Consider the following 17,017-nt stretch of genomic DNA (forward strand, 5'->3'; position numbering starts at 1 on the left):
AAAGAATTTTATATAGTAATTGTTTTCAAAAAAAAAAGATTTCTGCAGGATGAGTATAAACTTCGAACTTAGCAAATAGGTACAAAATGTCTTTAAAAAAGATTAAATTTTAAAATCATGAAAAAAGTTTTAGTTATTATTTTTTCCGTCATAGGATTTTTTGTACTCTTATTCGCTATTTATTGGAATCTTCCTATTACAATTACCCGAAAATCTGATATTAATTTTGGAAACGAGTTGATTAAGAAAATCGAAGTCTACAAAAACAAGAACGGCAAACTTCCTGAAGTGAATGATTGGAAGACTTTAGAAAAATTGGGTTTACAGAAAGAAGATTTACAAAAACCAATTTACACAAAAGACCAAATCGGAAATTATGAATTGTTTTATAACGATGGACTAGGCGGGCCATTTTTAATTTGGAATTCACAAGAAAAAAAATGGACGATTGATTTCCCTAAAATAGTATCAAAATAAGAAAAGACTGCTTTTCGGCAGTCTTTCTCAATATATTTTAAAAATCTTAAGCAATCACTCTCACCATCGCTTTCACTTCCACCAATTTCTCCATCAGTTCCTCTCTGGAATCTGCCAAAACATTGATGTGTCCCATTTTTCTTCCGGGTTTCGTTTCTGTTTTTCCATAAAGGTGAATATAGGTTTCGGGAAGCTTTAAAACGTCTTCCATGCCTTCATAAATTACTTTGCCCGAAAAGCCTTCTGCACCTACCAAATTCAACATTCCACTGTAAATGATGGCATTAGTGTCGGCTAAAGGTAAATTTTTCACCACACGATACATTTGCTCAAACTGTGAATTTGCGTTTCCTTCTTGGCTTTGATGGCCAGAATTGTGAAGTCTTGGAGCCGTCTCATTCACCCAAACTTTTCCTTCTTTATCCAAAAATAATTCAATTGCAAAAAGTCCCGGCGAATTGACAGCATTCACGAATTTTTCTGTAATTGAATCTATTTGATTCTCAATTTCTTCACTTAAAAAAACCGGACAAATATTAAAATCAAGCAAATTTAATTTAGGATCGGCAACCATTTCTGTTACGGGGAACGTTTTCGTCTCTCCGTTTTCGTTAATGGCAACAATCACAGAAAGTTCTTTATCAATATCAACAAGATTTTCCAAAACAGAATCTTCAGTCCAAAGATTTTTCAAGTCGTCAGAATTTCGGATAATTTGCACCCCTTTTCCGTCGTATCCGCCAGTATTTAGCTTTTGTACAAAAGGAAAATCTATTTTTATTTCATCTGAACTTCCATCCATAATTTCAAAATCAGGACTCGGAATATTATGTACTTTATAGAATTCTTTCTGAAGAATTTTTTGCTGAATGGTTTTAATAATCTGAGCATTAGGAACCACTTTTATACCTTGGTTTTCTAGTTCTGCCAAAGCATCTGCGTTGACGTGCTCAATTTCAATCGTTACAACATCTTTATCTTTTCCGAAATCTAAAACCGTTTCATAATCATTAAAACTTCCCTGCGTAAAATATGAAATATTGTGACAAGGCGCATCAGCAGCCGGATCTAAAGTGTAAAATTCATCATCATACTTCAGTGCTTCCTGAATGAGCATCCTACCGAGCTGCCCGCCTCCTAAAATTCCTATTTTCATTTTTTATTTTATTTAATTTTATCAATTCTCAAATATCCCAATCCCATTATATTCTCCTCATTTTCCGCATCAGATTTAGTTAATACAATTGAATATTTTTCTTTCATTTTTTCAGGAAGAATATCATTTACATTAAAAATATCATCAATATCAACGCCATGTTTATCATCAATATGACTAGCTGCTCCGGCAAATCCCATCTTTTTATAAAACTCTGTTTGTTTAGCTTTTTTTACAATTTCAGCCATTGAAGTTCCTACCATCAAATGCTGTTCGTGGAATTCTTCGAAATAGCCTTTCTTATAGCCTCCTAAATTGATAAAATACAATTGATTTTCTGTAATGCTTGCTACTTTTTCTACGATTTTCACTTCAAAACCATCTGCGAATTTCACTTCCTGAAAGCAATCAATATGAATTTTCCCTTCGGCTTCTTTCCAGAAATCTTTCATATCGGGAACTAAGTCTTTTAGGTTTTCTGCAATCCCGAAAAAAACATCGTGCTGCTCAATATTCCTGCCTTTGGGTGTTGCTCCCAAAATGACATAAAACAATTTCATTATGACTTTTATTTTTGCAAAAATACAGCAAAAAATAATCTTTAATGAATGTTTGCCTGAAAACCTCAATAGTTTTATATTTGTAGCATGTCGGAGATTATTATTCTTTTTCTTGGCGCTATCTCAGCAGGCCTTTTGGGTTCACTTACAGGTCTAGGAGGAGGAGTTATCATTATCCCTTTACTCACGCTGGGTTTTGGCGTTCCAATGCACTACGCTATTGGTGCTTCATTGATTTCGGTAATCGGAACTTCCTCGGGAGCTGCTGTGGCTTTTGTAAAAGAAGGATTTACCAATATGAGAATCGGTATGTTTTTGGAAATTGCCACCACTGCGGGAGCAATTGTGGGAGCTTTGGTTTCCGGAATGCTTAATCCGAACACCATCGGAATTATTTTCGCAAGTATTCTTTTGTTGACTGTCATTTTAAATCTAAAAGGAAAACCAGACCATCAGGAGCCTAGAATTAAAGGGAGTTTAGAAGATAAATTAAAATTGTACGGAACTTTTCCAGATAAAGGAATTCTGAAAAGCTATTCTGCAAGAAATACAGTTCCCGGATTTTTTATGATGATGTTTGCAGGAGCAATGTCTGGCCTTTTAGGAATTGGTTCTGGTGCATTGAAAGTGTTGGCAATGGATAATATGATGAGGTTACCTTTCAAGGTTTCTACCACTACGAGTAACTTTATGATTGGAGTAACTGCCGTTGCGAGTTCTCTAATTTATTTCCAGAGAGGTGAGATTATTCCCGTAATCGTAGCACCGGTTTTAGTTGGCGTTGTTGTTGGTAGTTTCATTGGATCTAAAACATTAATGGTTTCAAAAACGAAAAAGCTAAAGACATTTTTTGCCATCGTGATTACAATTCTTTCAGTGTATATGATGTATAACGGTATTAGAAGCAACTTTTCATGAGAAAAAATTTCACTGACGTAGATTTGAACCGTTCTGTTGGAAACCTCCTTCGTCTGGGCGTTATTTTATCTGTAATAACTTCGCTGATTGGTTTTATTAAGCTTTTCGTGGAAGGCTTTAAGATGCCCAGAAAGTACAAACTTCTCGACATGGGAACGTCTTCTGAAAAAGTCTGGAGCCATTTTTGGGAAACACTTTGCAAAGGTGAAGGGATGGCCATCATTCAATTGGGTATTCTGATGCTTATTTTCACACCTTTGATGAGAATTATTTTTGCTTTAATCGGATATTTGAAAGAGAAAGATTACACTTATGTTATTATTTCCTCGATTGTTTTGGCGATAATGGCGGTAAGTTTTTTTACGGGTTACGCACATTGATTATCAATGATGATTGATATTGTATGATTGATCTAAGTTTTTTCTTTAATTTAATTCTGATAAAATTCTAACGGCAAATTGTCTGGATCTTGCGTAAAGAAAAACTCCTTTCCGGTAAATTCATCAGTGCGAATTTCTTCGCATTTTAAACCCTTATAAACCAATTCTTTATGTTTTTGTCTTGCGTTTTCTACTGAAAAAGCCAAATGTCTCAATCCACAAGATTCTGGCCTAGAAGGTCGTTGCGGAGGATTCGGGAATGAAAATAATTCAATTACATACTCTTTTCCAATGGCTAAATCCAATTTATAAGATTCTCTTTCTTCGCGGTACACTTCACGGATGATATTTAAACCCAAAACTTCTGTATAAAATTTTTTTGAAACTTCATAATCTGAACAGATAATGGCTATGTGATGTATTTTCATATTTCAAATGTAGAGTTTTTGTATCGTTTTTGATAATTTTTGAAAAGATTTTATAAAAGTTTACGACCCTGTTTTTCACAACATTTTATTATATTTGAAATGCATTTTAAAATCAAAAAATAAAATTTTAATGAAAAAAATAAACATTGCCATTCTGGCGTTTTCAGGTCTCGTGTTTTTAAATTCTTGTAGCACAACTAAAAAGGTGGCCATTGCTGAAGAACCAGTTCCAACTATTGAATTTCCTGTAAAAGGAGAAATAAAAGAAGAAGGAATAAATCTCGCTTATATGGATAAATCTGTAAGACCTCAAGACGATTTTTTCAGTTACGTTAACGGGAATTGGATTAAAGAAACCCAGATTCCTTCAGATAAAGCGAGTTGGGGATCATTCAATGCTTTAAGAGAAAATGTAGACGATGCTTCTCTTGATATTTTAAACGGAATTCTGAGCGAAACATATCCTGAAGGTTCAGAAGGGCATAAAATTCAGAATTTATATGCAAGCTTTATGGATCTTTCAAAAAGAAATAGTGAAGGTTTGGCGCCAATAAAATCTGATTTAGCAAAAATTGATGCCATTAAAAACGTTAATGATCTTCAAAAATATCTTCTTGAGGCTACAAAATTAGGAGAGAACTCATTTTACGGCTGGAGAGTGGGTGCAGATTTGAAAGATTCTAATATGAATGCGGTTTATCTTGGTGGCCCAGATCTCGGTTTGGGAAGAGATTATTATCAAAAAGTAAACGAAGCCAATACCAAAACTTTAGCAGAATATCAAAATTATATTTCTAAACTTTTTGAGGTCTTAGGATATAAAAACGCAGATACGATGGCAAAAAGTGTAGTAGATTTTGAGAAACAAATGGCGAATCAACTTCTTACTCTAGAGCAAAACCGTGATGCAAATTTAAGATACAATCCAAAAAAAGTTTCAGAATTGGCTGCTTTGGTGAAAAATATAAATCTTCCGAAATATCTTAAAGATGCAGGCGTAAATACCGACCGTGTCATTATTGGTGAACTGAAATATTATCAGAATTTAGATCAATATATTTCGAAGAAAAATATACCGTTGTTGAAAGATTATCTGAAATACCATGTCATTAACGGAAACGCTTCCAATCTCGATGAAAATCTTGAGCAAATCAGATTTGATTTTTATTCTAAATATTTGCAAGGACAAAAAGAGCCAAGACCTATGAATAAAAGAGGTTTGGCTATGGTGAATTCTATTTTGGGTGAGGCGTTCGGTAAATTATATGTTGAAAGGCATTTCACTCCAGAATCTAAGCAGCAAATGGAAACTTACATTGATTACATTCTTAAAGCTTTTGATAAGCATATTACAGAAATCGATTGGATGTCTCCTGAAACAAAAATAAAAGCCCACGAAAAACTTTCGAAATTCAGCGTAAAAATTGCTTATCCAGATCAATGGAAAGATTATTCTAAATTGAAATTGGAAAAAGGAATCTCTCTATATTCAAATCTTCAAAATGTTTCAGCATGGCAATATGTGAAGAATCTTGAAAAGGTAGGTAAACCAGTAGATAAAACAGAGTGGGGAATGACGCCGCAAACTGTAAATGCGTATTACAGCGGATCTAATAATGAAATTGTTTTTCCTGCCGCAATTTTGCAGCCTCCTTTTTATAATCCAAAAGCGGATGCGGCCGTTAATTTTGGTGGAATTGGTGCTGTAATCGGTCACGAAATTTCTCATGGTTTCGATGACAGCGGTTCGAGATTTGATGGAGACGGGAATTTGAATAATTGGTGGACAGCCGAAGACCGTAAAAACTTTGATGCAAAAGTGGCTCAGCTGGCAGCGCAATACAATGCTTACGAACCTGTAAAAGGAAGTTTCGTTAACGGGAAATTCACAAGTGGTGAAAATATTGGCGACCTTGGAGGTGTTTCTGTGGCGTATGAAGCATTACAAATGTATCTAAAAGATAAAGGAAATCCTGGTTTAATTAGCGGCTTCAATCAGGATCAACGTTTTTTTATGAGTTGGGCAACGGTTTGGCGTACAAAATCCACGGAGCAATATATGATTAATCAGGTAAAGACAGACCCGCATTCACCAGGTGTTTTCAGGGCATTCGGTCCTTTGGTTAATCAAGATTCATTTATAAAAGCTTTTGATATAAAATCAGGTGATAAAATGTATAAAGCGCCTTCTGAAAGAATTATGATTTGGTAACATAAATGAAGACCTGCAAATTTGCAGGTCTTCATTTTTTTTAATTATTGTTAGAAATTTCAACGATTTCTTCAGTAGTGTAAGCGGTAAAAGCTTCTTCTAAACTATTAAATTTTCCTTTAAAATCTTCGATAGCGCAATCTTGCAAAATATTCCCTTTATGAATTAAAATCACTCTGCTGCACAAAGCTTCAACTTCCTGCATGATATGAGTAGACAGTATTATCGTTTTTTTGTTGCCAATTTCTTTAATGACATTACGTATTTCAAGAATCTGATTAGGATCTAGGCCGTTCGTTGGTTCATCTAAGATAAGAAGCTCGGGCTGATGAATGATGGCTTGTGCAAGACCAACTCTCTGTTTGTAGCCTTTAGAAAGCTGACTTATTTTTTTAGATTTCTCTTGCGAAAGACCTACTGTTTCAATAACTTCATTCACTCTCGAAGTCTGGATTTTGTGAATATTGGCAACGAACTGCAAATATTCTTTCACATACATTTCCAAATAAAGGGGATTGTTTTCTGGCAAAAAACCAATTTTCTTTTTGGTTTCAATTTCGCTCTCAGTGATGTTTGTTCCGTCTAAAAATATTTCGCCTTGTTCAATTTTTAAAGCACCAACAATAGATTTCATTAACGTTGATTTCCCGGCTCCGTTAGGACCCAGAAGACCAATGATTTCATTTTTTTCTGAAGAAATAGTAATGTTGTTTAGGGCAATTTGAGAACCGAAAGTCTTGGTTAAATTATTTATAATTAATGACATGCTATATTTGATATTTTACAAAAATAAAACAAAAAACTCATCCGTAAAGAATGAGTTTAAATATTGTTAAAAGTCAGCTGTTATTTTCTTCTATTTGTAGATTTTTTCACGGGCTGAGTACTCTCTGGAGTTACTGTGTTGTAAGTTTGCTGAACCGGAGTCGCTGTTTGTAGGTTTACAGAAGTTTGTTGTTTTGCGGGTTTGTTGTAAAGAGCCGATTTTGGGGTACCAACGCCAAAAATCTTATCCAATTGTTTTTTGTTTAAAAATTGCGATTTACCAACATATTTTTTGTTTTTGTTGATGTACTGGATGAATTGCATTGTTGGCTGACCATAATTCTTCTCAAAATGAAGTTCAATGATGTCATTTGGTAATTCTAGGCTAATGTTTCCGGAAGGTTCATCAATAAATCCATCGGAAATCATTTTATAAAGATTTGTAACATCGCCGTTCATATCAATAAAAGAAAATGATCTGAAGGTATTCAGATTAGCGTTATTAACGTCCTGATAATTAAAAGTATATTTGTTATCTTTTTTATATAATCCTACAGAATTATCTTTCCCGATTTCTACCAAAGTTTCATTTTTCAGAACCTTGATTTGCGAAAATGCAGTAAAACCAATTACTGATGCAAATAGTAAAAATATTTTTTTCATGCTGTTTTCTTTTAATATTTTGGTATGGAAACGCTAAATTAACGATTATCCAAAAACTGACAATTTTTTATGCGGCAAAAGTAATATTTTTTTTTCAACCATTTTTTATGCGTTACATGATATTTATTGATGTATTGAATTACAAATGTTGATTAAGCTTCTGTTTTTATCTAGTTTTTAGATATTTATAGACATAATCGAATATGATTGAAGATGTGTTAAATTTAATTCAACTCTGAAATGAGATTATATAATTTCATAAGGCCAGTAATTGTTTTTCTTGAAATATAAAAATTTCAAACAATTCAAGTTAAATTTTCAGGTTACTCTATATATAGACTAATATCTGTTTTTGAAAAAATAGTGTGAGTGGTGTGCTACCCCGATAAGGAAGTATTGTTTAGCAATTTGTTGTTTTACCAGATATGCTTTCTAAGCGCATTTATCAGAAAAAATAAAAACAATGAGTTCTTTGCCGGAAATGTCACATTTGAGCCTGAAGCAAGAACCAATTGGCACAGATTCAGAAAGGTCAGGTTTTAATGGTACCGGAAGGAGAAGGGGTTTATCTGGAAGAAGGAAAGTCTGTAAATTCTCTTGAAAAATCAATGTCATCAGTATTCTCGAAGATATCAGACATTGATACAGCTAAACGTAAAATTTTTCACATTACGATCACGAATTTTAAAGAAGATCAACAAGTGACTTGGTTAGAATTTATTTCTGATAAAAATGATAAAAAAGCAAACGTTGATTATAATTCAACATTTGCTTTTTTTAATGATTATTGCGTAAAAAAAATTGCGCGCTTAATTCATCAAGCCCAATCAGCTACCTCTGTACGTAGAATAGCCATAAGCAGACAATGTTATCGGAACGTGGTAATGATTTTTGTCTTTGATTTCGAATACCACTTCAATATAAGGGTAAAAACTTTCTGTATTGTTTTTTTTGAAATAATCGCTGGTGTAGTAGGTTAATTTGAAAATGCCGAGATTGTCTTTTTCTGAGGGTAGAAAATCAGAAATCCTGCCATTTGTATCGGTGTTTTTCTCGTCTACAAAAGCCCATGTTTTTGATTGTTTGTTATACTTTTCTAATTTTATTTTGACGTCTGCACCAGGTAAACCCTTAGACACATCCAAGATATGACTAGACAGCTGAAAATTATTGGTCTGAGCAAAAGTCCCTATCGGTAAAAGTCCGAAAAGCATCGTGATGAGTAGTGATTTCATTTTATTATTTTTAAATTTAAACTATTTAGTTGTAGTAATCCCAATTTCCGGGATGGATGCGGACTGTGCGATCCAATCATCATTTTCCGGGCTGCCACCACCTGATACGCCTACACTGCCAATGATTTCACCCTTGTACCAAATGGGCATTCCTCCGCTTAATAGAAGTAGTTCCGGTAGAGAATTCAGATTTTTTGTGTCAGGATTTTTTTCTGCATTTCTTAATAACAAAAGGGTGGGTGTTTTCGTTGATAACGCGGTATAGGCTTTTCTTCTTGATGCTTCAGTATTGTGAGGTCCCACGCCGTTGCCTCGGAGCAATAGGATAGTTGTTCCGGAAGCATCCAATAGCGCAATAGAAACGTTTTTGTTCTTTGTAGCTGCAGTTTTTGAGATGCGGCTTGCCAATTCTAATGCTGCTTCTGTACTTAAGTTATTAACAGACTTTACGTATTGATTAGTAGGGTAGAGTGGTATCGTTTTTTCAGTATTGTTTTGTGCGAAGCATAAGTATGAACTCAGTAGTACAAACAAAAATTGTATTTTCATAACCTTTCTTTTGATGCAAAGTTAAAGACTAGAAAAATCAAAAACGTTGTCCTATGTCAACGTTTTCAGAGTTTTGATTTTATTCTGCTTAAGGTAGAAGGAGAAATTCCGAGATATGAAGCGACCATCTTGTTGGATACCCTAAGTAAAAGTTGAGGCTGGTATTCAATGAGCCATTTTACTTTATCTAATGCATCAAACCCCTGAAAACCATAAATCCTTTTTTGTGCGATGATGAATCCAAGCTCCAGAATTTCAGTGTAAATTTTTGCAAACTCAGGTACCGTTTTCACCAAATAATAAAAGTCTCGCCTCGTAATGCAAAGCAATTCTGATTTCTCTATTGTCTGTAGGTACTCTTGGGCAGGTTTTTGGTCAATAAAACTAGGTAAAGCTGTGGCGAAATTCCCTTCAAAAGCGAAATACCTTGAGCTGTCTGCACCATCTTTTGTCGTTGTGAATAAACGGATACAGCCTTTATTGATAAAGTAGTAATATTTGCACACCTGATCATATTGTAGCAATATTTCGTTTCGATTTGTTGTTACAGGAATGAAGAAAGACGTTATTTTCTCCAGTTTTTCGGGAGAAATATCACTTTTGCTCAGGATAAATTTTTCAAGAAGTGAATACATTGGTGATCATACTTATGGTTTAAATCTAATTGGTCAAATTTAAAGATATTAAATATAGAAAATGGACGCGTAAATACAACCATCTGAACCTGCCGAATTACAACAGATTTAATCAATCTGCCATAAGAACTGACCTGAATGGAAACAATACCACCATTTACAAGAACTCGACTTATCTTTACAGAGCAGATGGTGTGAAATTAAAAAAGATCCACCAATATTTTACTGGAAGAAATAATGGTAATGATGTTTTTAAAACAATAGAATACCTCGATGGTTTTCAGTATGAAACAGAAAGCATCGGAGGAAGACCTGCACCACCCACACCTAAATTTGTCCCAACCGCAGAAGGCTATTACAATTTTGAAAATAATAAGTATATTTACAGTTACACAGATCATCTGGGAAATGTGAGATTGAGTTACTTTATTGGAGGTAACGGCGTAGAAGTTCTTGAAGAGAATAATTATTATCCGTTTGGATTGAAGCATGAGGGGTATAATGCTACGGCGGGGAATTCCAGTTATCAGTACAAGTTTGGAGGCAAAGAGTTGCAAGAGACTGGTTTTACTGACTTTGGAGCTCGCCAATATATGGCAGATATAGGTAGATGGGCTGTACACGATCCTTTAAGTTCAACAACTTTAGATCCCTATGGTTATGCTTACAACAATCCAATAAATATTATAGATCCAACAGGAATGTCTGGAACTGATTGGGTTCAAAGAGGAAGTCAGATTTTCTTTGATGATTCTGTAAAATCTCAAGAAGATGCAGTTGGTAAATATGGAGGAAATGCACAACATCTTGGAGAAGGAAGTACCCTTACCACAAGAGTGGGAGGAGAAGTATCTTCACAATATACTTTCCACAATAATGGAACCGTTTCCGATTCTTCAGGAAATACTTTGGACACAGGTTCAGATATAAGCACAGCAGGAGGAACAACTATTATGGGGTCTACAAATAGTATCTTTTCAGAAGGAGTACATTCGTTTTTCGCTGGTAGTTCTAACTCTAATCCTTTAGAACAATACAGAGCCTATCGAGATAACCCTAATTATAATTCTGGAGAATCTAAAATGGACAGAATTTTTAGGTTAATGAACAGTGGTCACATTGAGCAAATGAGGGATGTGTCAAGTGGATTTGCAGCAGGTGGATATGGAAGAGTTACTAATACAGCCCTTTATAGAGCCGTTTCACCAGCGGAATTAGGAGACATATCTGCAAGTGGTGGATTAAGAGTCTCTAGTGCAGGATACGAAACAGGTAAGCTTTTTACAAATAGTGCATCAAATGCTTCCCAATTTGGAAAATGGTTATATAATTGGGATCAAACACCAATGACGATTATAAGAGTACAAGTTCCAAATTCTGTTATGAAATCTGCAACTAATTTTACAGCAGATGGGTTACCAGCAACCTCCATTCCTGCAAATCAGCTTAGAGCTGTAAAAAGTATAGAAGCTTTAAAATATAGTCCTGTTGCCAAATAATTTATATTATGAAAATTAGAGCGAAGTTATTTTTATATAAAGAAGGAAGAGGAAAGCCTTTTGAAAATGGTTATAGACCACTTTTTAATTTTGGTTCAACAAGTTTAGTTTCGGGAAGAATTACGCTTCCTTTAGAAAAGAAATTAGTTTATCCTGGTGAAGAGATAAAAGCTGATATAGATTTTATATCTAAAGATTATTTTGGGAAAAAACTTAGAATAGGAGAAAAGATTTTATTTTCTGAATCTAAAGTACCATTGGGAGAAATAGAGATTATAGAAATTTATAAATAAACAAAGCCAACTCAATTGAGTTGGCTTTTCTATTACATAATGCTTTGCAATTTAGTTTGCTTTAGGAAAGCACCCGCTGCGCAAAGTCTCCCGACTTTGAGCAAGCTAAATAAACACAAAACCCACCGCAATTGCGGTGGGTTTTTTATTATAAAGCTGCTGCGTTTTTAGCAAAAAAATCTTTAAATTTTTTGGTGGTAAGCATTTTTTCCACAAGTCGGAAAATAGTTTGCTTGTCTTCATCTTCGAGCTGTTGTATTAATCGAATCAGCTCGAGTTCGGTTTTATCTTCTAGGATAACTTCTTTAGGAATAGAACCGTCTCCAGATACATCAGGAACGCCCATAAACTATGATCTCAACGGCAATATGACCTCGCACCAAGACAAAGGTACTCTGGAAATTAGATACAACCATCTGAACCTGCCGAATTACAACAGATTTAATCAATCAGCTATAAGAACTGACCTGAATGGAAACAATACCACCATTTACAAGAACTCAACTTATCTTTTCAGAGCAGATGGTGTAAAATTAAAAAAGATCCACCAATATTTTACTGGAAGAAACAATGGTAATGATGTTTTTAAAACCACAGAATACCTCGATGGTTTTCAGTATGAAACAGAAAGCATCGGAGGAAGACCTGCACCACCCACACCTAAATTTGTCCCAACCGCAGAAGAGATATGTATCTTGAAGATAAATTGGATGAAGAAGATTTTAAAAGGATTAAAATGAAGTATAAAGTGGAAATTGAAGATATCAACTTTAAATTAAATTCATTGAAAAATTCTGGTCGTACTGATGGTATTGAGAAGAAGATGAGTCAAGCATTAAATGCCATTGTAAACATCTCTGAAAGATACAATAATGCAAGTACAATTGACAAACGCGCAATTGTTGGTTTGATATATACTGAAAAGTTAACATTCGATGGCGAGTATTTTCAAACCACAAAAATCAACAGTTTGGCTGCTAATATTGCTTTGATTAACAAGGAGTTAGGAAATAAAAAAAAACCGACAAAGAAGTGAAAAATCTTCAAATGTCGGTCTTGTGACCTCGACAGGATTCAAACCTGTAACCTCCTGAGCCGTAATCAGGTGCGCTATTCAGTTGCGCCACGAGGCCTTTATTAAGGGTTTGCAAATATACATTTTTTTTGTTTTCTTTGAAATATGAAATCAAAAATTTTATTATTATTTACATTTTTTCTTCTAATTAGCTGTAAGAGAGAACAAAAAATTACATCATCGGATTGGCAAATTTTATCTGAACGCACGAAATTTAAGAATGATTCCGGCAATTTTCAGCTTAAGACAGGAAAATTCAGTTATAATTTTGATAAAAATGATCTTCCATTTAAAAAAATAGTCATTCTTAACGCAAGTATGATTGGTTATGTATCCGAATTGCAATCAGAAAATCAGATTGTGGCAGTTTCTAGTCCGGAATATATCTATTCAAAAAAAATTCAGGATTTAGTTAAGTCTGGTAAAATTAAAAACGTTGGTAATGACCAAAAATATGATGTTGAAAAAATACTCTCATTGAAGCCCGATGCTATTTTTACTAATTATATTCCCAATTTTGAAAACACCTACGAGCTGCTGAAAAATAACGGAATTAAAGTTGTTTTTCTTGATGAATATTTAGAACAAAAACCACTTGAAAAAACCTCTTACTTGAAAATATTTGGACATCTTTTAGGTAAAAGTGAATTAGCTGAAAAGAAATTTAGAGAAATTGAAAATAGTTACTATGATTATAAAAAGTTTGCATCATCTGCAACTTCAAAACCCAATATTTTAGCCAACGAAATGTACGGAAATATTTGGTATTTGCCTGGTGGAAAAACTGCAGTTGCCAAGTATATTTCTGATGCCAATGCCAATTATATTTTAAAAGAAAATACAGAAGAAAAAGCTGTTAATATGAGTTTTGAAGAGGTTTATGATAAGTCAAATTCTATTAATTTTTGGGTAAATGCAGGAAATCATATTTCTAAAAAAGAAATGCTTCAAATCAATCCTTTATATTCAAAATTAAATGTTTTCACCAATGGGAAAGTGTATGCCTTCAGCGAAAAACAGACAGCTACTGCAAACGATTTTTTTGAAAGCGGAGTAGTGCGCTCTGATGTGGTATTGAAAGATTATATCAAGATTTTTCATCCCGAGCTTTTCTTAGATTATAAACTGACTTACTTCAAAGAGTTGCGATAAACTCGTAGTATTTGTTTACTTTTGTACCAGTTTTCAGATTATGTGGAAAAAAATAAAACAATTCATTTTCATCATACTTCTTTTGAATGTATTTTTCATCATTTGGGGAAGATTCTTTAATCCACCAATTACTATTACCCAAATTGGCGGTTTGATACAGTATGGCAAGCTTGATAGAGACTATATTTCTTATGAAGATATGGGTTCTAATGTGAAGAAAGCTGTTATTGCATCCGAAGATCAAAAATTCTTTATCCATGATGGTTTTGACTATACTGCAATTGAAAAAGCTTATAAAAACAATGAAGAAGGAAAAAAAATGCGTGGAGGAAGTACCATTTCACAGCAAACAGCAAAAAATGTGTTTCTTTGGCAGGGAAGAAGCTGGATAAGAAAAGGTTTTGAGGCAATATACACTTTTGTAATAGAGAAAGTTTGGTCTAAAGATATAATTCTTGAGCGCTATCTCAATTCAATAGAAATGGGAAGAGGTGTTTTTGGTGTAGAAGCTGCTGCAAAATATTATTTTGGGAAATCTTCAAAAGATTTGAATACTTCTGAAGCTGCTTGGATTGCCACAGTTTTGCCAAATCCAAAAAAATATGACCCCAAAAATCCTTCGCTCTATCTCAATAAAAAACATCGCTGGATCATGAGACAGATGCAGAATGTAAGTTTAAAATAAAACAATTTAATTTTCAATAAATTATAAAGATTTTGAGTAACAAAAATTTTAAGAATGTTCTTTCAAAGTACTTTTTTTCTAAGAATGAAACACGCTCGCTGGAGCCTCTGGCAGAGTTTTTAGAAAGTATCCGAAAAGCAGATTTTAAGGACGTACTCAATAATTTCAGAGTTAATGATAATGAAAGATTCAATTTTTCATATTATATAAAAAATATTTTCTCTGAGCGACCTTTCAATTTATCTCTCACGGAAGCTAATATTTTGTCTGAAAACTCGTTTCTCCCTGAGCTGCGGAAACGAATTCTGAATAAAATTCTACCATCTGTAGAAAACGAAAATACGGTTTGGTTTCTTATAGATAATATAAGTTTTAATCCGAAAAAAGATCTTCAATATTTTAATAATCTTCCAGAAAATGAAGTAGATGAATTTCTGCAACTCCTCGATATATCAGATTTCATTAAAAATGAAAGAGTAAAGAGTGAGCTCATCTTTTCTATGAATATTCTTTCGTGGCGCGTTACAGGTATGGCTTTGGAAGTGGATGTCGTGAGAATGGCTCCGGAATACCGTAATTTTGACAATCCTTTTCTAGCACTTCAGAATGAGTTGGAGGCTCTAGCAGAAGAATTTAAAATCAATTCAAATCTGCAACTATCATCCAAAGATAGTAGATATAAGCAGATAAAAATATACATTGAGCATTGTCATGATTTTGTTAATATTTCTTTTAAAAACTCTTCAAAGTATGGTATTTCAGGGAAAATAAATCAAGCATTACTGAAAATAAGACAACAGACACAAAGAATTTTTGAGATTGTTAATTTATTAGTCATTGATTCTGAACAAGATTACTTGGTAAAGTCTAAGCAATTGATTTTTAATGTTTTATCTTATAAATCTCACAAAAATAATATCTCTGAATTATTTAATGACAGCACCCGATTAATTTCGCACCTTATTACCAATCACACTGCCGAAACGGGTACCCATTACATTACTTCTAGCCGAAAACAATACATGAAAATGTTTTACAAGGCAAGTGGTGGCGGAATAATCGTGGGAGCACTTTGCGTCTTGAAAATGCTCTACGGATTTATGCCAGGAAGCGATTTTTTCCATGCATTTTTGTATGCAATGAATTATGCAATGGGATTTGTAATGATCTATTTAATGGGATTTACTTTGGCAACCAAACAGCCTGCTATGACTGCTGCTACGATGACAAAAGTACTCTCTGAGCAAGGAAATACAAAGCGAGATAATACCGAATTTGCAGATTTGGTTTCTAAACTTTTCAGGAGTCAGTTTATTGCGTTTGTAGGTAACGTTCTATTGTCATTTCCTATTGCATTGGCGATTATCTATGGTCTAGATGTTTTCTTTTCTCAAAATTTAGCTATTGAAAAATCCGATAAATTGCTGAAAGATTTAGACCCATTAGAGTCTAAAGCTATTCTACATGCTTGTATCGCAGGGTTTTATCTTTTTATCTCAGGGATTATCTCAGGAACTATTGGTAACAATTCTATTTTCTACCAAATTCCCGATAGAATTGCTAAAAATATTAATGTTAAAAGATGGTTTGGGGCAAAGGTTGCAACAAGTCTTTCAAAATACTATGCTAAAAATTGGGCAGGTATTATTTCTAATTTCTGGTTTGGTGTTTTCCTTGGTGCTACTGCGCCAATAGGGTTGTTTTTCGGGTTAGATTTAGATATTCGCCATATTACCTTTGCTGCCGGAAACTTTGCGCTTGGTCTTTATGGTAAAGAATTCTCTGTAGAATCTTATACTTTCTGGATTTCTTTTGCTACGGTTTTTATAATAGGATTTTTCAATTTTGCAGTGAGCTTTAGTCTTTCCATGTTTTTGGCTTTTAGGTCAAGAAAATTGAATGTAGGTGAGGTAAGAGATATTTACAAAGAAATTTTCAGGTATTTCCTAAAAAATCCACTGAAGTTTTTTATTCCATTGCATTCTGTTTTAGACAAAAAATCAAATGATTTGATGAACAGTAGTGTTTCTACAAAATCTGAAGATCATTAAATTGATTTTCTCCAAATTTTTCCTGAAACTTTTTAAGGAAAAAACTCTTTCTCATCTGGAAATCATGCTTTACCAAAGGTGAGTTTACTTTAATAGTGATAATTTTATCTTCGAGATTTACAGATTTTATTTCATCAAACAAAGCTTCATCCAGATAATCTTCAAGAAAATCTTTAATTTCAAAGGCCACTAGTTTATCTTCAAAACCATGAATTCTGGCAAAAGATTTTACCAATTCTGAGGATTGAAATTCACGTTTTTTATTTTTCCGCATCCGAGTAGTT

At 33.7% G+C, this 17,017-nt stretch carries 21 protein-coding genes and 1 tRNA gene; 11 read left to right on the forward strand and 11 right to left on the reverse strand.

Annotation, left to right across the window (positions count from 1 at the left end):
• The first annotated feature begins 117 nt into the window (after nucleotides 1–117).
• The gene (locus BW939_RS04890) at nucleotides 118–477 is read left to right on the forward strand and encodes a hypothetical protein (RefSeq protein WP_076450438.1); all 360 of its coding nucleotides are present in this window, start codon (nucleotides 118–120) and stop codon (nucleotides 475–477) included.
• A gap of 46 nt (nucleotides 478–523) precedes the next feature.
• Here BW939_RS04890 and BW939_RS04895 read toward each other — a convergent pair whose 3' ends face one another.
• A complete protein-coding gene (locus BW939_RS04895; protein ID WP_076450439.1) occupies nucleotides 524–1,633 on the reverse strand; it encodes a 5-(carboxyamino)imidazole ribonucleotide synthase in 1,110 nt (369 codons plus the stop codon).
• An 8-nt stretch (nucleotides 1,634–1,641) separates the two neighbouring features.
• Nucleotides 1,642–2,193, reverse strand: coding sequence for a DUF1543 domain-containing protein (locus BW939_RS04900; RefSeq protein WP_076450441.1), 552 nt, complete (start codon nucleotides 2,191–2,193; stop codon nucleotides 1,642–1,644).
• An 87-nt stretch (nucleotides 2,194–2,280) separates the two neighbouring features.
• Here BW939_RS04900 and BW939_RS04905 point away from each other — a divergent pair, with 87 nt between their 5' ends.
• Both BW939_RS04905 and BW939_RS04910 read left to right on the forward strand, forming a co-directional pair.
• The gene (locus BW939_RS04905) at nucleotides 2,281–3,111 is read left to right on the forward strand and encodes a sulfite exporter TauE/SafE family protein (RefSeq protein ID WP_076450442.1); all 831 of its coding nucleotides are present in this window, start codon (nucleotides 2,281–2,283) and stop codon (nucleotides 3,109–3,111) included.
• A complete protein-coding gene (locus BW939_RS04910) occupies nucleotides 3,108–3,491 on the forward strand; it encodes a DUF1634 domain-containing protein (RefSeq protein WP_076450444.1) in 384 nt (127 codons plus the stop codon). Before BW939_RS04905 ends, BW939_RS04910 begins: the two co-directional genes overlap by 4 nt.
• Before the next feature lie 50 nt (nucleotides 3,492–3,541).
• Here the strand turns inward: BW939_RS04910 and gloA2 are convergent, their stop codons facing one another.
• Nucleotides 3,542–3,919 carry an SMU1112c/YaeR family gloxylase I-like metalloprotein gene (gene gloA2 / locus BW939_RS04915; protein ID WP_076450445.1) on the reverse strand — a complete coding sequence of 126 codons (378 nt, stop codon included), beginning with the start codon at nucleotides 3,917–3,919 and terminating at the stop codon, nucleotides 3,542–3,544.
• Nucleotides 3,920–4,049: 130 nt separating this feature from the next.
• Between gloA2 and BW939_RS04920 the strand changes: the two genes are divergently transcribed.
• Nucleotides 4,050–6,131: a M13 family metallopeptidase gene (locus BW939_RS04920; protein ID WP_076450828.1), complete on the forward strand. Its 2,082-nt coding sequence runs from the start codon at nucleotides 4,050–4,052 to the stop codon at nucleotides 6,129–6,131.
• 40 nt (nucleotides 6,132–6,171) lie between these two features.
• On the opposite strand, the gene BW939_RS04925 is transcribed toward BW939_RS04920, so the two are convergent.
• The 5 genes from BW939_RS04925 to BW939_RS04950 form a co-directional block, all read right to left on the reverse strand.
• Nucleotides 6,172–6,897, reverse strand: a complete 726-nt coding sequence (locus tag BW939_RS04925; protein WP_076450447.1) for an ABC transporter ATP-binding protein — start codon at nucleotides 6,895–6,897, stop codon at nucleotides 6,172–6,174.
• An 80-nt stretch (nucleotides 6,898–6,977) separates the two neighbouring features.
• Nucleotides 6,978–7,559 (reverse strand): hypothetical protein, encoded by a 582-nt coding sequence (locus tag BW939_RS04930; protein WP_076450449.1) that lies wholly within the window; start codon nucleotides 7,557–7,559, stop codon nucleotides 6,978–6,980.
• Between the two features lie 827 nt (nucleotides 7,560–8,386).
• Entirely contained in the window at nucleotides 8,387–8,794 is a 408-nt protein-coding gene (gene uraH, locus BW939_RS04940; RefSeq protein WP_076450452.1) for a hydroxyisourate hydrolase, read from the reverse strand.
• Nucleotides 8,795–8,815: 21 nt separating this feature from the next.
• Entirely contained in the window at nucleotides 8,816–9,343 is a 528-nt protein-coding gene (locus BW939_RS04945) for a heme-binding protein (RefSeq protein ID WP_028122336.1), read from the reverse strand.
• 65 nt (nucleotides 9,344–9,408) lie between these two features.
• Nucleotides 9,409–9,978, reverse strand: a complete 570-nt coding sequence (locus BW939_RS04950) for a Crp/Fnr family transcriptional regulator (protein WP_076450453.1) — start codon at nucleotides 9,976–9,978, stop codon at nucleotides 9,409–9,411.
• A gap of 29 nt (nucleotides 9,979–10,007) precedes the next feature.
• Between BW939_RS04950 and BW939_RS16110 the strand changes: the two genes are divergently transcribed.
• Together BW939_RS16110 and BW939_RS04960 are read left to right on the forward strand one after the other, a co-directional pair.
• Nucleotides 10,008–11,477, forward strand: a complete 1,470-nt coding sequence (locus BW939_RS16110) for an RHS repeat protein (RefSeq protein WP_076450455.1) — start codon at nucleotides 10,008–10,010, stop codon at nucleotides 11,475–11,477.
• Between the two features lie 8 nt (nucleotides 11,478–11,485).
• Nucleotides 11,486–11,770, forward strand: a complete 285-nt coding sequence (locus BW939_RS04960) for a hypothetical protein (protein ID WP_084566600.1) — start codon at nucleotides 11,486–11,488, stop codon at nucleotides 11,768–11,770.
• A gap of 148 nt (nucleotides 11,771–11,918) precedes the next feature.
• On the opposite strand, the gene BW939_RS04965 is transcribed toward BW939_RS04960, so the two are convergent.
• On the reverse strand, nucleotides 11,919–12,116 hold the full coding sequence (locus BW939_RS04965; protein ID WP_076450458.1) for a transcriptional regulator: 198 nt from the start codon (nucleotides 12,114–12,116) through the stop codon (nucleotides 11,919–11,921).
• A gap of 22 nt (nucleotides 12,117–12,138) precedes the next feature.
• Between BW939_RS04965 and BW939_RS04970 the strand changes: the two genes are divergently transcribed.
• The gene (locus tag BW939_RS04970) at nucleotides 12,139–12,510 is read left to right on the forward strand and encodes a hypothetical protein (protein WP_076450459.1); all 372 of its coding nucleotides are present in this window, start codon (nucleotides 12,139–12,141) and stop codon (nucleotides 12,508–12,510) included.
• On the forward strand, nucleotides 12,507–12,806 hold the full coding sequence (locus BW939_RS04975) for a hypothetical protein (RefSeq protein WP_076450461.1): 300 nt from the start codon (nucleotides 12,507–12,509) through the stop codon (nucleotides 12,804–12,806). The genes BW939_RS04970 and BW939_RS04975 overlap by 4 nt, the downstream gene beginning before the upstream one ends.
• 23 nt (nucleotides 12,807–12,829) lie before the next feature.
• On the opposite strand, the gene BW939_RS04980 is transcribed toward BW939_RS04975, so the two are convergent.
• Nucleotides 12,830–12,903, reverse strand: a tRNA-Arg gene (locus tag BW939_RS04980).
• A 47-nt stretch (nucleotides 12,904–12,950) separates the two neighbouring features.
• On the opposite strand from BW939_RS04980, the gene BW939_RS04985 reads away from it, so the two are divergent.
• Genes BW939_RS04985 through BW939_RS04995 form a run of 3 tightly spaced genes read left to right on the forward strand, consistent with a single transcriptional unit; the run spans nucleotide 12,951 to nucleotide 16,733 of the window.
• Nucleotides 12,951–13,997, forward strand: a complete 1,047-nt coding sequence (locus BW939_RS04985) for an ABC transporter substrate-binding protein (protein ID WP_076450463.1) — start codon at nucleotides 12,951–12,953, stop codon at nucleotides 13,995–13,997.
• Nucleotides 13,998–14,037: 40 nt separating this feature from the next.
• Nucleotides 14,038–14,682 (forward strand): monofunctional biosynthetic peptidoglycan transglycosylase, encoded by a 645-nt coding sequence (mtgA, locus tag BW939_RS04990; RefSeq protein ID WP_076450465.1) that lies wholly within the window; start codon nucleotides 14,038–14,040, stop codon nucleotides 14,680–14,682.
• A gap of 23 nt (nucleotides 14,683–14,705) precedes the next feature.
• On the forward strand, nucleotides 14,706–16,733 hold the full coding sequence (locus BW939_RS04995; RefSeq protein ID WP_076450467.1) for a recombinase: 2,028 nt from the start codon (nucleotides 14,706–14,708) through the stop codon (nucleotides 16,731–16,733).
• On the opposite strand, the gene BW939_RS05000 is transcribed toward BW939_RS04995, so the two are convergent.
• Complete coding sequence (locus BW939_RS05000) at nucleotides 16,711–17,007, reverse strand: DciA family protein (protein ID WP_076450469.1); 297 nt, start codon at nucleotides 17,005–17,007, stop codon at nucleotides 16,711–16,713. The genes BW939_RS04995 and BW939_RS05000 overlap by 23 nt on opposite strands.
• Between the last annotated feature and the right edge of the window lie 10 nt (nucleotides 17,008–17,017).

It is taken from the genome of Chryseobacterium piscicola, from assembly GCF_900156685.1.
Lineage (GTDB): Bacteria > Bacteroidota > Bacteroidia > Flavobacteriales > Weeksellaceae > Chryseobacterium > Chryseobacterium piscicola.

Excerpts from the sequence above, each read along its gene's own strand:
- BW939_RS04890 (WP_076450438.1), top strand. The coding sequence starts at position 118 with ATGAAAAAAGTTTTAGTTATTATTTTTTCCGTCATAGGATTTTTTGTA.
- BW939_RS04895 (WP_076450439.1), bottom strand. The coding sequence starts at position 1,633 with ATGAAAATAGGAATTTTAGGAGGCGGGCAGCTCGGTAGGATGCTCATT.
- BW939_RS04900 (WP_076450441.1), bottom strand. The coding sequence starts at position 2,193 with ATGAAATTGTTTTATGTCATTTTGGGAGCAACACCCAAAGGCAGGAAT.
- BW939_RS04905 (WP_076450442.1), top strand. The coding sequence starts at position 2,281 with ATGTCGGAGATTATTATTCTTTTTCTTGGCGCTATCTCAGCAGGCCTT.
- BW939_RS04910 (WP_076450444.1), top strand. The coding sequence starts at position 3,108 with ATGAGAAAAAATTTCACTGACGTAGATTTGAACCGTTCTGTTGGAAAC.
- gloA2 (WP_076450445.1), bottom strand. The coding sequence starts at position 3,919 with ATGAAAATACATCACATAGCCATTATCTGTTCAGATTATGAAGTTTCA.
- BW939_RS04920 (WP_076450828.1), top strand. The coding sequence starts at position 4,050 with ATGAAAAAAATAAACATTGCCATTCTGGCGTTTTCAGGTCTCGTGTTT.
- BW939_RS04925 (WP_076450447.1), bottom strand. The coding sequence starts at position 6,897 with ATGTCATTAATTATAAATAATTTAACCAAGACTTTCGGTTCTCAAATT.
- BW939_RS04930 (WP_076450449.1), bottom strand. The coding sequence starts at position 7,559 with ATGAAAAAAATATTTTTACTATTTGCATCAGTAATTGGTTTTACTGCA.
- uraH (WP_076450452.1), bottom strand. The coding sequence starts at position 8,794 with ATGAAATCACTACTCATCACGATGCTTTTCGGACTTTTACCGATAGGG.
- BW939_RS04945 (WP_028122336.1), bottom strand. The coding sequence starts at position 9,343 with ATGAAAATACAATTTTTGTTTGTACTACTGAGTTCATACTTATGCTTC.
- BW939_RS04950 (WP_076450453.1), bottom strand. The coding sequence starts at position 9,978 with ATGTATTCACTTCTTGAAAAATTTATCCTGAGCAAAAGTGATATTTCT.
- BW939_RS04960 (WP_084566600.1), top strand. The coding sequence starts at position 11,486 with ATGAAAATTAGAGCGAAGTTATTTTTATATAAAGAAGGAAGAGGAAAG.
- BW939_RS04965 (WP_076450458.1), bottom strand. The coding sequence starts at position 12,116 with ATGGGCGTTCCTGATGTATCTGGAGACGGTTCTATTCCTAAAGAAGTT.
- BW939_RS04970 (WP_076450459.1), top strand. The coding sequence starts at position 12,139 with ATGACCTCGCACCAAGACAAAGGTACTCTGGAAATTAGATACAACCAT.
- BW939_RS04975 (WP_076450461.1), top strand. The coding sequence starts at position 12,507 with ATGAAGTATAAAGTGGAAATTGAAGATATCAACTTTAAATTAAATTCA.
- BW939_RS04985 (WP_076450463.1), top strand. The coding sequence starts at position 12,951 with ATGAAATCAAAAATTTTATTATTATTTACATTTTTTCTTCTAATTAGC.
- mtgA (WP_076450465.1), top strand. The coding sequence starts at position 14,038 with ATGTGGAAAAAAATAAAACAATTCATTTTCATCATACTTCTTTTGAAT.
- BW939_RS05000 (WP_076450469.1), bottom strand. The coding sequence starts at position 17,007 with ATGCGGAAAAATAAAAAACGTGAATTTCAATCCTCAGAATTGGTAAAA.